This is a genomic window from Micromonospora sp. KC723 (assembly GCF_004348595.1).
Classification (GTDB): domain Bacteria; phylum Actinomycetota; class Actinomycetes; order Mycobacteriales; family Micromonosporaceae; genus Micromonospora.
The window spans coordinates 26,311-39,872 of sequence record NZ_SMKD01000044.1 but is presented as its reverse complement, the minus strand read 5'-3'; the positions used below and the strand labels follow the sequence as shown (position 1 = coordinate 39,872).

15 protein-coding genes are annotated in these 13,562 nt (G+C 72.9%); all 15 read right to left on the bottom strand.

Annotated elements, in window-relative coordinates:
* Positions 1-26 precede the first annotated feature (26 nt).
* Positions 27-350, bottom strand: coding sequence for a DUF2469 domain-containing protein (locus E1165_RS12820; protein WP_007075222.1), 324 nt, complete (start codon positions 348-350; stop codon positions 27-29).
* Positions 347-1,159, bottom strand: coding sequence for a ribonuclease HII (locus E1165_RS12815; protein ID WP_132391068.1), 813 nt, complete (start codon positions 1,157-1,159; stop codon positions 347-349). Before E1165_RS12815 ends, E1165_RS12820 begins: the two co-directional genes overlap by 4 nt.
* The gene (locus tag E1165_RS12810; RefSeq protein WP_132391066.1) at positions 1,153-1,710 is read right to left on the bottom strand and encodes an NUDIX hydrolase; all 558 of its coding nucleotides are present in this window, start codon (positions 1,708-1,710) and stop codon (positions 1,153-1,155) included. Before E1165_RS12810 ends, E1165_RS12815 begins: the two co-directional genes overlap by 7 nt.
* Before the next feature lie 58 nt (positions 1,711-1,768).
* Positions 1,769-2,401, bottom strand: coding sequence for a signal peptidase I (lepB, locus tag E1165_RS12805; protein ID WP_132391064.1), 633 nt, complete (start codon positions 2,399-2,401; stop codon positions 1,769-1,771).
* On the bottom strand, positions 2,398-3,273 hold the full coding sequence (gene lepB, locus E1165_RS12800; RefSeq protein WP_132391062.1) for a signal peptidase I: 876 nt from the start codon (positions 3,271-3,273) through the stop codon (positions 2,398-2,400). The genes lepB (E1165_RS12805) and lepB (E1165_RS12800) overlap by 4 nt, the downstream gene beginning before the upstream one ends.
* A gap of 190 nt (positions 3,274-3,463) precedes the next feature.
* Positions 3,464-3,823, bottom strand: coding sequence for a 50S ribosomal protein L19 (rplS, locus tag E1165_RS12795; protein ID WP_132265126.1), 360 nt, complete (start codon positions 3,821-3,823; stop codon positions 3,464-3,466).
* 143 nt (positions 3,824-3,966) lie between these two features.
* Positions 3,967-4,755 (bottom strand): tRNA (guanosine(37)-N1)-methyltransferase TrmD, encoded by a 789-nt coding sequence (trmD, locus tag E1165_RS12790; RefSeq protein ID WP_132391060.1) that lies wholly within the window; start codon positions 4,753-4,755, stop codon positions 3,967-3,969.
* Positions 4,756-4,770: 15 nt separating this feature from the next.
* Positions 4,771-5,364 (bottom strand): ribosome maturation factor RimM, encoded by a 594-nt coding sequence (rimM, locus tag E1165_RS12785; RefSeq protein WP_207916868.1) that lies wholly within the window; start codon positions 5,362-5,364, stop codon positions 4,771-4,773.
* Between the two features lie 2 nt (positions 5,365-5,366).
* Entirely contained in the window at positions 5,367-5,627 is a 261-nt protein-coding gene (locus tag E1165_RS12780; protein ID WP_132265132.1) for an RNA-binding protein, read from the bottom strand.
* The gene (gene rpsP / locus E1165_RS12775; RefSeq protein WP_132391055.1) at positions 5,602-6,042 is read right to left on the bottom strand and encodes a 30S ribosomal protein S16; all 441 of its coding nucleotides are present in this window, start codon (positions 6,040-6,042) and stop codon (positions 5,602-5,604) included. The genes E1165_RS12780 and rpsP overlap by 26 nt, the downstream gene beginning before the upstream one ends.
* Before the next feature lie 241 nt (positions 6,043-6,283).
* Positions 6,284-6,904, bottom strand: a complete 621-nt coding sequence (locus tag E1165_RS12770) for a DUF402 domain-containing protein (protein WP_132391053.1) — start codon at positions 6,902-6,904, stop codon at positions 6,284-6,286.
* Between the two features lie 49 nt (positions 6,905-6,953).
* Positions 6,954-8,360: a proline--tRNA ligase gene (gene proS / locus E1165_RS12765; RefSeq protein ID WP_132391051.1), complete on the bottom strand. Its 1,407-nt coding sequence runs from the start codon at positions 8,358-8,360 to the stop codon at positions 6,954-6,956.
* Between the two features lie 78 nt (positions 8,361-8,438).
* Positions 8,439-9,518: an amidohydrolase family protein gene (locus E1165_RS12760; protein ID WP_132391049.1), complete on the bottom strand. Its 1,080-nt coding sequence runs from the start codon at positions 9,516-9,518 to the stop codon at positions 8,439-8,441.
* A gap of 69 nt (positions 9,519-9,587) precedes the next feature.
* A complete protein-coding gene (ffh, locus tag E1165_RS12755) occupies positions 9,588-11,138 on the bottom strand; it encodes a signal recognition particle protein (protein WP_132391047.1) in 1,551 nt (516 codons plus the stop codon).
* 115 nt (positions 11,139-11,253) lie between these two features.
* Positions 11,254-13,560 (bottom strand): [protein-PII] uridylyltransferase, encoded by a 2,307-nt coding sequence (locus E1165_RS12750; protein ID WP_132391045.1) that lies wholly within the window; start codon positions 13,558-13,560, stop codon positions 11,254-11,256.
* Positions 13,561-13,562: the final 2 nt, after the last annotated feature.

Here is a 13,562-nt window from a genome sequence, read left to right as displayed (position 1 = left end):
GGACGCCGGTGGGACGGGCGGGTCGGTCAGCCGCCGAAGCCGGAGTCGGCGGGCAGGGAGATGTCCGGCTTCTCGAGTTCCTCGACGTTGACGTCCTTGAACGTCATCACCCGGACGTTCTTGACGAACCGGGCAGGGCGGTACATGTCCCACACCCAGGCGTCGTGCATCTCGACCTCGAAGTAGACCTCGCCGTCGGAGTTACGCACGTGCAGGTCCACCTGGTTGGCCAGGTAGAAGCGGCGTTCCGTCTCCACCACGTAGGAGAACTGGCGGACAATGTCGCGGTACTCCCGGTAGAGCTGCAGCTCCATCTCGGTCTCGTACTTCTCGAGATCTTCCGCGCTCATCGCACTCCGCCTTCCATGACCACATCTTCCCCCACCGGCGCGGAGGGCTGAGGCTGCTCGCCCAACGCCACGCCGACGGTACCCCTTGGCGCGCCCGCGCGCTCCATCGGCTCGGGCGCGGGTCCGCCGACGGGCCGCCGGGCCCGGGGCGGGGCCCCGTCGCGGCCGGACACGGCGGCCACGTTCACGTACGAGAAGCGGTGTTCCACGCACGGCCCGAGCTCGCGCAGCGCGCCGGTGTGCTCGGCCGTGATGTACCCCTTGTGCTCGGCGAAGCCGTAGCCCGGGTACCGCTCGTCCAGTTCCACCATGATCCGGTCCCGGGTGACCTTGGCGAGCACGCTGGCCGCCGCCACGCAGGCCGCCACCCGGTCGCCCTTCCACACCGCCAGCCCCGGCACGTCCAGGCCGTCCACCCCGAACCCGTCGGTCAGCACGTACTCCGGTCGGGTGGTCAGCGAGGCCAGCGCCCGGCGCATCGCGGCCAGGTTGCACACGTGCAGGCCCCGCGCGTCGACCTCCTCGGCCGGGATGACCACCACCGCGTAGGCCAGGGCGCGGGTGACGACCTCGTGGTAGACCCGCTCCCGGCTGGCCGGGGTGAGCAGCTTGGAGTCGGCCAGCTCGTCGATCTCGCCCCGTCGCCCCTCGGGCAGGATCGCGGCGGCGGCGACCAGCGGGCCCGCGCAGGCGCCCCGGCCGGCCTCGTCGGCCCCGGCCACGTGCCGGAATCCCCGCCGTTGCAGCGCCCGTTCCAGCGCGTAGAGCCCACCGTCACGACGTACCACCGTGCGGGGCGGCGTCAGCACGGCGTACCCCCGTCGGCCGGGCCGACCACCTCGCCGGCCTGGGCCGGAACCGGGTCACCCGACGGCGGGGGCCCGTCGCCCGGGTCGGCCGGGCCCGCCCCGGCCAGCGCCCGAACCAGCACCACCGGCAGGTTCTCCGGGTAGTACCGCTGGTCGGTGGTGGCCAGTTCCGCCGCCGGCCACCACCGGTACCCGGACACGGTGGCCCGCTCGACCGCGTCGAAACCCGCGGTGTCCACCTCCCAGGCGTCGACCCGGACCAGGAAGAACTCCTGCTCCTGGCGGTACCGGACGCCGTCGAAGGGGAACTCGACCGTCTCCGACCAGACCGGGTCGCCCAGCTCGGCCGGGGCGAGCCGCAGCCCAGTCTCCTCGGCCAGCTCGCGGGCCGCGCCCTGGGCCGGGGTCTCTCCCGGGTCGAGCCCGCCGCCCGGGGTGAACCAGTAGCGGTGGTCCGGCCGGGCCGGATCGAAGCCCTCGAAGAGCAACAGCCGGCCCTCGGAGTCGACGAGCAGCACCCGGCCCGCGCGACGAGGGGTATGGACGGTCACCGACCCAGACTGCCAGACGGGGGTGACCCTAGGCCACGCCAGGGGCACGTCGCCGCGGCTACGGGTTGGGGATCGTGTCGAACGGCTTCGGCACGCTGAGCCAGGTGGCCCGGTCCACCGGCCAGAACACCGTGAACGCGCGGCCGACCACGCGGTTCTCCGGGATGGTCGCCTCGGTCACGTCCCGGCCGGACTGCTGCCAGTGCTCCAGAGAGTCACCCGAGGCGGAGCGGTGGTCGCCCATCACCCAGAGCCGCCCCTCGGGGACGGTGATGTCGAACTCCTGGTCGGCTGGCTTGTCCTGCTGGCCGTCGACCGAGTAGATGTACGGCTCGTCGAGCTGCTGGCCGTTGATGACCAGCTTGCCGGCGTCGCAGCAGACCACCCGGTCCCCGCCCACGCCGATCACCCGCTTGATGAAGTCCTCGCCGTTCGGGTTGCCGCTCCACGACGTCGGCGCCTTGAACACGACCACCTCGCCGCGGTGCGGCGACCGGAAGTCGTAGACCAGTTTGTTGACCAGCACCCGATCGTCGATCTGGAGCGTGTTCTCCATGGACGGCGAGGGGATGAAGAAGGTCTGCAGCACGAAGGCGCGGACCAGCACCGCCACCAGGATCGCGACACCCAGCAGGATGGGCAGCTCCTTCCAGAAGGAGCTGCGGGGCTTTTCGGTCTGCTCGTCAATCACGGGTGGAGCCTACGTCGCCGGGGCCAGAGAGATCGTCCGGAACGCGCGAGAACCGACATCAGCCCCGTCATCGGGACGACCAGGACGACACCGCCCGTCGGGGTCGGTTCGACGGGTGTGGTGGAGGCGACGGCCGGGCGGGACAGTTGGGCGAAGGTCTCCGGCACCGGCAGCGTGGCCCACCGCTGCGACGGCCAGACCACCATGAAGGCCCGGCCGACCACGTTGTCGATCGGCACCGGCCCCTGACATCGGGCGTCCTGGGACACCAGCCGGTGGTCACCCATCACGAAGATCTGGTTGGACGGGACGACGACCTCGTCGAAGCGCCGTGACCGGCACTCCCGGGGATTGGGCGGCACGTCCAGCGGCGAGTCACGGGCCACGTACGGCTCGTCCAGCGGAATGTCGTTGACCAGCACCCGGCCCTGCGCGTCGCAGCACCTCACCCGGTCGCCGGGCACGCCGATGACCCGCTTGATGAAGTCCTTCTCGCCGGGGCGGCTCACCCCCACCAGGTCGCCGAGGGTGCGGGTGACCTTGCCGGCGAGATCCGGCGGCGGCCCGGCCGACTCCTGCGCCACCCACCGGTCGGTGCCGCGGAACACCACCACCTCGCCGCGTGCCGGGTCACGGACGTCGTAGACGACCTTGTTGACCAGGACCCGGTCGCCGATGAGGAGGGTGTCCTCCATCGAGCCGGACGGGATGAAGAAGGCCTGGAGCAGAAAGGTACGGATCAGCACCGCGAGGCAGAACGCCACGATCAGCAGCAGCGGCAACTCCTGCCAGAGCGGCATCTGTCGGGGCGTGCGGCGGGCCCTCCTGCGCCAGGGGTCGACCGTGCCGCTGTCGTCACGCACCTGCACCACGCCACTCCCCGGTCCGCAGAAACGGCACTACCGCCCGGGAGCCTCCTCGAGGCCCCACGGGCGGTAGTGGACAGTCGCGTGCCGTGACCACCGTCGCGGCGTCGCCGCCCTCCTGCGCCCGTACGACCAGGGTAGTGCGATCCGGCCGATACGACATCCGTGCAGTTCAGGCGGCGTGGCGAGCGGTGTCTCAGCTCGCCGGCTGCTTCTCGCGCAGCTCCTTGATCTTGGCCTTCTTGCCGCGCAGCTCACGCAGGTAGTAGAGCTTGGCGCGGCGGACGTCACCGCGGGTCACGACCTCGATCCGGTCGATCGCCGGGCTGTTGAGCGGGTAGGTCCGCTCCACGCCGACGCCGAAGCTGACCTTGCGGACCGAGAAGGTCTCGCGCAGACCGTCACCCTGGCGACGGATGACGACGCCCTGGAAGATCTGGACACGGGACCGGTTGCCCTCGACGACCCGCGCGTGCACCTTCACGGTGTCACCGGCACGGAAGTCGGGAAGGTCGACCCGCTTCGACTGGGCGTCAAGGGCGTCCAGGATGTTCATCGCTGCGTCCTCGTAAGGCTCACGGCGCACCGTCAGTCGATGCGCGGATGGGTGATTCTGACCCCCGGGTGGTGGCCGGCGAGGCCGGCCCCGGTCGAGGGCCCTCGCTCCCGCCCACGGCGTGGGTGGAAGCGGCAACCCCCCTACTTTGCCACATCCTCCGACGGCGGTGGAAACCCACCCCGCTCCAACGCGGCGACGTCGCGTTTGTCGAGGCTGCCCGGGGCCAGCGCGGCGAGCATGTCGGGACGGCGGGCCGCCGTACGCAGCAGCGCCTCGTCCCGCCGCCAGCGGGCGATCCTGCCGTGGTCGCCGGAACGGAGCACCTCCGGCACCTCCAGCCCACGCCAGGTCGCCGGCTTGGTGAACATGGGAGCCTCCAGCAGCCCGTGGGCGTGCGACTCCTCCGCCAGGGAGCCCGCGTTGCCCAACACCCCCGGCAGCAGCCGGGTGACCGCCTCGAGGATCACCAGCACCGCCACCTCGCCACCGAAGAGCACGTAGTCACCGAGGGACACCTCGGTGACCGGCATCCGTGTCGCGGCGTGCTCCAGCACCCGCTGGTCGATGCCCTCGTACCGGCCGCAGGCGAAGAGCAGGTGCGACTCGGCGGCCAACTCGTGGGCCATCGCCTGGGTGAACGGGACACCGGCCGGGGAGGGCACCAGCAGCCGGGGCAGGGTGTGCCCGTCCGGGCTCAGCTCACCCGGAACCAGGGCGTCCAGGGCCGCACCCCACGGCTCGGGGCGCATCACCATGCCGGGCCCGCCGCCGTAGGGCGTGTCGTCGACCGTGCGGTGCACGTCGTGCGTCCAGTCCCGCAGGTCGTGTACGGCCAGCCGGAGCGTCCCGTTCGCCCGCGCCCTGCCGATCAGCGACAGGTCCAGTGGGGCGAAGTACTCGGGAAAGATCGACACGATGTCGACGCGCATGAGGGGTGGCTCCGGCTACAGGTCGAGCAGGCCGCCCGGCGGGTCGACCACGACCCGGCCGCCGGCGAGGTCGACCTCGGGGACGATCGCCTTGACGAAGGGGATCAACGCGGTACGCCCCTCGGGCCGGCGCAGCACGAGCAGGTCCGAGGCGGGGGCGTGGTCGATCCCGGCGACCTCGCCCAGCCGCTGGCCGTCCGGCGTGACCACGGCGAGGCCGACCAGTTGGTGGTCGTGGAACTCCTCCGGATCCTCCGGCGGGGCCACATCGGCGCTGTCCACCACGAGCAGGGTGCCACGCAGCGCCTCGGCGACGTCGCGTTCCAGCACGCCCTCGAAGGCGACCAGGAGCCGGCCCTGGTGGAAGCGGGCCGCCTCGACGGTCAGCTCCGCCGGGACCTGGAACCGCGTCCCGGCGTCGGCCGCGGCGGCCGGCCCGGGCTCGGTACGCGGCTCGCCACCCCGGGCCTCGGCCCGGGGTCTCGCCCCGGGCGCGGTGCGGAGCACCGTACCCGGGGCGAAACGTGCTTCCGGTTCGTCGGTCCGCACCTCCACGGTGACCTCACCGCGGATGCCGTGCGGTTTGCCGATCCTGCCGACGACGAGCAGCATCAGTACGAGTCGACGATGTCGACGCGTACCCCGCGTCCGCCGATGGAGCCGATCACCTGGCGCAGCGCCTTGGCGGTCCGGCCGGACCGCCCGATCACAGTGCCGAGGTCCTCGGGGTGCACGCGGACTTCCAGCCGCTTGCCCCGACGGGAGTCGATCATGCGGACGCGCACGTCGTCCGGGTGGTCGACGATGCCCTTGACCAGGTGCTCCAGCGCGGGACGCAGTGCCACGTCAGGCCTGCTCACCGGCGTCGGCAGGAGCAGCAACCTCGGCCGGGGCCTCGGTCTTGGCGACCTTCTTGGCCGGCTTGGCAGCCGGGGTCTCGGACACGCCGGCGGCGGCCTTCGCCTCGGCCTCGTACGCCGCCTTGCGGTCGGCCCGCTCCGGGGCGACCTTCAGCGGCGGCGGGGCCGGCAGGCCCTTGAACTTCTGCCAGTCACCGGTCAGCTCCAGCAGACGCTGCACCGCCTCGCTCGGCTGCGCGCCGACGGAGAGCCAGTACTGGACCCGGTCCGACTTGACCTCGATCACCGAAGGGTCTTCCTTCGGCTGGTACACGCCGACGAACTCGATCGCGCGACCGTCACGCTTGGTACGCGAGTCGGCGACGACGATGCGGTACTGCGGGTTGCGGATCTTACCCATCCGCAGGAGCCGGATCTTTACGGCCACAGTTGTTTCGCTCCTGTTGCGATCTCACCGGCCCGGACGGGCGGTGTGCACGGGTGAGCGCCGACCGGCACAGTGGGGTTGGGCCGGAGACTGCTCGGTGGACTGGCGACACGCCCGGGTTAGAGGGCGCCGGACGCGCGCCGGATACCAGCGACCCATTCTGCCAGATCCACCGGCGATCTCTCGCACCGGACCCGGACACCGCGCGCGGAGCCGACGTCGACGTGACATGGAACACGTCTCAGCGTGCCGGCGGACGGTCCCAACCCGGGGGCAACTCGTCCGGCACGGTCCAGTTCGCCGGCGGGGTGTAGTCGCACCAGGTGCCGTCGAAGGGGAAGACCCCCGCCTCGGCGAGGGCGATCACCCGCTCCCCCTCGGCACGCACCGCGGCCTCGTCGGCCACCCAGTAGTGGTCGGGAAAGGCGAGCCGCTCGACGAACTCCTCCTCGTCCTTCCACACCCAGCTCCGGTCCGGGTGGACCACCACGTCGAGGTCCTGGTCCACCACGTCGACACCGGCGAGGACGCCGTCGTCCCAGCGGACGCCGGGCTCCTCCAGGTTCACGTACCAGTTGGCGAACCGGCCGCGCCCGTCGCGGAACCACCAGACCGAGTGGGCCGCCCCGGTGGGCAGGAACTTCAGCACCGGCGGGCCGTCCCAGCGGCCCCGCGCCAGCCGGTACGACGAGGTGACCCACTCGGCGAAGGGCACCGCGCGCATGCCGAGGCCCGCCGAGGTCACCTCGTGCGCCACCGGGGTGTCCCGGGCGACCCAGAGCAGCAGGCCCCGGTCGTCGTCGACGACGACGCGGGCCGTCCGGGCCCAGCCGATCCGGCCGCGCCGCACGTTCCGATGCATGATCAGCCGACCCGGCGCGAACCGGTCGGCGGGACCGCCCGGCCGCACGTCAGTAGGCGCGGGCGAGGATGGCGACCAGGTCCGACTCGTCCTCCGAGTCCGGCACCGAGCCGTCGGCTCGCAGCAGGCAACGTACCGTCACGCCCTGCCCGTTCGCCTCCGCCTCGCCGGCCACGCCGACCGCCGACCACGGCACCCGGGCCCAACCGGTGGCCGCCGCCTCGATCGCCTCGGCCAGCGTCGACACCTCGACGGTGCGGGACTCACGGTGGGCCAGGGCCTGGTCGTGCAGCGCCCGCTGGTCGGCGTCGAGAGCGGCCAGCACCGCGCCGACCACGTCCGCGACCGGGGTGGGGGCCTTCGAGCCGTCCGTACGCCGGACCACGACCGCGTTGCCGGCGGCCAGGTCGCGGGGGCCGACCTCGACGCGTACCGGGTAGCCGCGCAGCTCGGCGTCGACTGCCCGGCGGCCGAACGGGGTGTCGGTACGGTCGTCGAGCGCGACCCGGACGCCGGCGTCGCGCAGCGCCTCGCGGAGCTTGGCCGCCGCCTCGCCGACGCCCTCGCCGTCCTTGACCACCATCACGTACGCCTGGATCGGCGCCAGCCTCGGCGGCACCCGCAGACCGTTGTCGTCGCCGTGGCACATGATTAGGCCGCCGAGCATCCGGGTGGAGGTGCCCCACGAGGTCGTCCAGGCGTGCTCCCGGCCGCCCTCGGCGGAGGAGTAGCTGATGTCGAAGGCCTTGGCGAAGTTCTGCCCCAGCTCATGGCTGGTGCCGAGCTGGAGGGCCTTGCCGTCGCCCATCATGCCTTCGCAGGTGTAGGTGGCGGTCGCGCCGGCGAAGCGCTCGCGGGCGGTCTTCAGGCCGACCACCACCGGGATGCCGAGCACGTTGACCATCAGGTCCTCGTACGCCTCGTGCAGGATCCGCCGGGCGTAGGCCCGGGCGTCCTCCCGGGTCGCGTGCGCGGTGTGCCCCTCCTGCCAGAGGAACTCGCTGGTCCGCAGGAAGATCCGCGGACGCAGCTCCCAGCGGACCACGTTGGCCCACTGGTTGAGCAGCAGCGGCAGGTCCCGGTACGAGTCGATCCACTTGGCCATGAACTCGCCGATCACCGTCTCGCTGGTGGGACGTACCACCACCGGCTCGGCGAGCTGCTTGCCGCCACCGTGGGTGACCACCGCCAGTTCCGGCGAGAAGCCCTCGACGTGCTCGGCCTCGCGCTTGAGGTAGCTCTCCGGGATGAACAACGGGAAGTACGCGTTCTCCGCGCCGGCCGCCTTGATCCGGGCGTCCATCTCGGCCTGCATCCGCTCCCAGATGGCGTAGCCGGCCGGTCGGATGACCATGGTCCCCCGGACCGGGCCGTTGTCGGCCAGCTTCGCCTTCGCGATGAGGTCCTGGTACCAGCGGGGGAAGTCCTCCGCCCGGGGAGTGAGCACGCGCGCCATGACCGCACATCCTATGCGGCGACCATGCCGCCGTGGCGTCCGGGCGGCCCACCGCCGCGCCACGCCACCGACCGCCGGTCAGCGGAGCACCCGGCCACGCAGGACGATGCGGGAGGGGGCTCGGACGACCCGCAGGTCGGCCCGTGGATCCTCGGGGTAGACGACCAGGTCGGCCAGGCCGCCCTCGACCAGCCCGGGGAACCCGAGCCAGTCGCGGGCCCGCCAGGAGGCGGCGGCGAGCACGTCCTCGGTGGACATGCCGGCCCGTTCGTGCAGCAGGAGCATCTCCTCGGCGGCGAGGCCGTGGTCGATGCCGCCGCCCGCGTCGGTGCCGACGTAGATCGGCACCCCCGCCTCATACGCGGCCCGCACCACCTCCGGAAAGCGGTCCCGCAGGGCGAGCATGTGGTCGGCGTACCCGGGGAACTTCGCCCGGGCCTGGTCGGCGATCCCGCCGAAGGTCCGGATGTTGACCATCGTGGGTACGAGCGCCGTGCCCTGGCGGGCCATCAGGTCGATCAGGTCGAGGCTCAGGCCGGTGCCGTGCTCCACCGAGTCCACCCCGGCCCGCACCATGATCTCCACGGCCGTCTCGGAGAAGGTGTGCACCGCGGCGCGTACGCCGGCGGCGTGGGCCGCCTCGACGGCCACGGTCATGGTGTCCGCGTCCCAGGCGGGCGCGAGGTCGCCCGCCTGGCGGTCGATCCAGTCGCCGACCAGCTTGACCCAGCCGTTGCCGGCCCGCGCCTGCGCGGCCACGGTCGCGGCGACCTCGGCCGCGTCGACCTCCACGCCGATGTCGCGCAGGTACCGCTTGGGCGGGGCGATGTGCCGGCCCGCTCGGGCCAGTCGGGGCAGGTCCGGCTCGTCGTCGAGTTCCGGGTACGGGTACGGGGAGCCGGCGTCGCGGATGGCGAGCACCCCGGCGTCGCGGTCGGTACGGGCGAGTTCGCGGGCCTGGTCCAGCGAGGCGATCGGGGCGCCGCCTCGGGCGATGCCGATGTGGCAGTGCGCGTCGGTGAGGCCGGGCAGGACGTAGCCGCCCTCGACGACCGTCTCCGCGCCGGGCACCGGGTCGAAGGTGACCCGGTCGCCGACCAGCCAGAGATCCCGGACCTCGTCGTCGGGCAGGAGCACACCGCGTACGTGCAGAGCCATGCCCCCAGTCCTACCGGATCACGCCGCCGTACGCCCGAGCACCCGCTGCCCCACGTCGCCGACACCCGCTCAGCGGGGGCGGTTGTCGCCCTTGCCGAGCTTGTTGAAGTCGATCTTCGGGAGCTTGAAGCCCGGGGGCAGACCCTGCCCGCCGGCCAGGTCGCCCGGGTCCATGCCCGGAGGGAGCTGCGGCATGCCACCCGGGAAGCCACCCGGCACGCCACCGGCGCCGATCCGCGGCCGGCCGCCACCCTTGGTGCCCTTGCGCTTGTTCTTCGGCGACTTGGTGGCCTTACGGCGGCCCCCGGGCAGGCCCATCACGCCGCCCATCTGCTTCATCATCTTCTGCGCGTCGGCGAAGCGGTTGAGTAGCTGGTTGACGTCCATGACGGTGACCCCGGAACCGGTGGCGATGCGGGCCCGCCGGGAACCGTTGATGATCTTCGGGTTGGTGCGCTCGGCCGGGGTCATCGACCGGATGATCGCCGTGACCCGGTCGAAGTGCTTGTCGTCCAGGTCGGCGAGCTGGTCCTTCACCTGCCCCATGCCGGGCATCATGGCCAGCACGTTGGCGATCGGACCCATCCGGCGGACGGCGATGAGCTGGTCGAGGAAGTCCTCCAGGGTGAACTGCTCGCCGCCCATCAGCTTGGCGGTCATCTTCTCCTTCTGATCGGCGTCGAAGGCCTGCTCGGCCTGCTCGATCAGAGTGAGGACGTCGCCCATGCCGAGGATCCGGCTGGCCATCCGGTCGGGGTGGAAGACGTCGAAGTCCTCCAGCTTCTCGCCGGTGGAGGCGAAGAGGATGGGCTGCCCGGTGACCTCCCGGACCGACAGCGCGGCGCCACCCCGGGCGTCGCCGTCGAGCTTCGACAGCACCACGCCGGTGATGCCGACACCGTCGCGGAACGCCTCGGCGGTGCGGACGGCGTCCTGGCCGACCATGGCGTCGATGACGAAGATGACCTCGTCGGGGTCGACCGCGTCGCGGATGTCGGCGGCCTGCCGCATCATCTCGGCGTCGATACCGAGGCGGCCGGCGGTGTCGACGATGACGATGTCGCGGGCAATCCGCTTCGCGTGCTCGATCGACGCCCGGGCCACCCGCACCGGGTCGCCGACGCCGTTGCCGGGCTCCGGGGCGTACACCTCGACACCGGCGCGCCCGCCGAGCACCTGGAGTTGCCCGACGGCGTTGGGACGCTGGAGGTCGGCGGCGACCAGCAGCGGCTGGTGACCCTGGGCCTTGAGCCAGCGGGCCAGCTTGCCGGCGAGGGTGGTCTTGCCGGAACCCTGGAGGCCGGCCAACATGATCACCGTCGGCGGCTGCTTGGCGAACTGGAGCCGCCGCCCCTCGCCGCCGAGGACGGTGACCAGCTCCTCGTTGACGATCTTGACGATCTGCTGGGCCGGGTTGAGCGCCTGGGACACCTCGGCGCCGCGCGCCCGCTCCTTGACGTTCGCGATGAAGCCCTTGACCACCGGCAGCGCGACGTCCGCCTCCAGCAACGCCATGCGGATCTCGCGCGCGGTGGCGTCGATGTCGGCGTCGGTGAGCCGGCCCTTGCCGCGGAGCTTGGTGAAGATCCCGGAGAGGCGGTCACTCAAGGTGTCAAACACGCGAACATCCCGTTTGTCGTTTTCCGGCAATCACAACGCGGCCGGGCAGTTGTCCAGCCACCGCTAGGGTAGCCCGCCGCCGGCCACCGTGCTCCGGCCCGGCCACCACCCCGCCTCAGACGGCGGACAGCACGGCCGCCTCCAGCCGGGCCCGCTCGGCGTCCTCCGGCCAGCCGCCGACCAGATAGAACACGTCCACCACGTCGCCGCCCAGCGTGGAGATGCGGGCCGCGCGGACCTGGGCCCCGGCCTCGTCGAGAGCGCAGGTCACCCGGTAGAGCAGCCCGGCCGCGTCGGCGGCCCGCAACTCCAGCAACACCGCGTCGGTGGCCGCCTCCCGGTGCCAGACCACCCGGGGCGCGGCACCCGCGCCCCGGGCCGCGAGGGCCCGGCCACGCAGCCGTTGGGTGACCGAGACGTCCCCGTTGACGGCGCGACGCAGGTCGGTGCTGAGCGCGATCGGGTCGGGCCCGAGACCGTACCGCGGCTGCACCCGGCACTCCACCAGGGCCCGGCCGTCGACCGTGGTGGCGTCCGCGGCGAGCACCTCCAGCCGGTGCAGGGCCAGGCAACCGGCCACCGTCGCGAGCAGGCCCCGACGGTCCGCCGCGGCCACCGACACCCGGTCCTCCGCCAGGTGCACGACGGGAAGCGGCCCCGCCACCAGCGCCGGATCCGGGGCCGGCGGCGGAGGCACCACACCGGTGTCCAACGCGGTGCGCACCCGGCCGACCAGCTCGGCGACCAGCCGCCCCTTCCAGTCCGACCAGGCGGCCGGTCCGGTGGCCGCCGCGTCGGCCTGGACCAAAGCGTGCAGCAGGTCCAGGGTGGTGGTGTCGCCCACCTGCTCGGCGACCCCGGCGACGGTCTTCGGGTCGGACAGGTCCCGCCGGGTCGCCACATCGGGCAGCAGCAGGTGCAGCCGGACCAACGTGCCGATCAGCGCCGCCTCCGACGCCGGCAGACCGATCCGGCCGGCGACCTCCTCGGCGATCGGCGCGCCGACGACACTGTGGTCGCCCGGGAGCCCCTTGCCGATGTCGTGCAGGAACGCCGCGAGCAGCAGCAGGTCGGGCCGGTCCACGTCCCGGGTGTGCCGGCTCGCCTCGTACGCGGTCTGCACCAGGTGCCGGTCCAGGGTGAACCGGTGCACCGGGTTGTGCTGGGGCAGGCTGCGCATCCGGGTCCACTCGGGCAGCCAGCCGTCGATCAGGCCGTACCGGTCGCAGGTCTCCCACGCCGGCAGCAGGCCGGCGCCGGCCCCGAGGAGGGTGGTCAACGCGGCGCGGGCGGCCGGGGGCCAGGGCGACGGCAACGGCTGACAGTACGCGGCGAGCCACTCGCAGGTGGCCCGGGCGATCGGCAGCCGGGTGGCGGCCGCCGCCGCCGCGACCCGCAGCGACAGGCTCGGATCGGGGCGCGCGCCGATGGCGGTACGGGCGAGCACCAGCTCACCGTCGTGCTCGACCACGTCCCGGGCGACCGGACGGCGCACCGGCCGGTCGTCCCCGCCGCGACGACGGCCGGAGCGCAACCGGTCCGCGGCCCGCCAGGCGTCGTCGAGGGCGTGACCGATGGTGCGGGCGTCCCCGGCGACCCGCCGCAGCAGCGCGTCGCCGTCGTGGACGGCGACGCCGTCCGGACCGGCCTCGGACGGGGAGCGGCGCAGACCCAGCAGCCGGGCCACCCCGTCGCGTTCCTGGGCGATCAGCCGGTCGACCCGGCGGCCGACCTGCTGGTGCAGGGCGTCCCGGGTGTCCAGCAGGCGCAGGTGCGCGGCGTGGACGGCGGGGCGCAGCGCGTCGGTGATCCCGGCGGTGGCGATGGCGCGCAGGAGGCCCACGTCGCGCAGCCCGCCGGCCGCCTCCTTGAGGTCGCCTTCGAGCAGGAAGGCCAGTTCCCCGTGGGTACGCCAGCGGGCCTCGGTGATCTCCCGCAGCGCGGGGAGCCGGCGGACGGCGGTACGCCGCCAGTGGTCGACGGCCGTCCGGACCAGCTGGTCGGCCAGTGCCCGGTCACCGGCGACGAAACGCGCGTCGAGCAGGGCCAGGGCCACCTTGACGTCGTCCTGGGCCACCGAGAGCGCCTCGGCGAGGGTACGCACCGAGTGGTCCAGCCGCACCCCGGCGTCCCAGATCGGGTACCAGAGCGAGGCGGCGAGCTCGTCCACCCCGGGCACCCCGGCGTGCAGCAGCACCAGGTCGAGGTCGCCGTGCGGGGCGCACTGCCGCCGGCCCAGGCCGCCGACGGCGACCAGCGCGATCCCGTCCCGGGCGGGCAGCAGCGACCCGAGCCAGGCGTCGTACCCCTGCGCACGCCTGGCCCGGACCGCCTCTCCGATACCGCCGACCCCGTCGGCCGGGGCGGACGCGTCGGTCGGTGCGGGGGTGTCCGACGCGGTGCTCCTGGTCGACGGGGTCATCT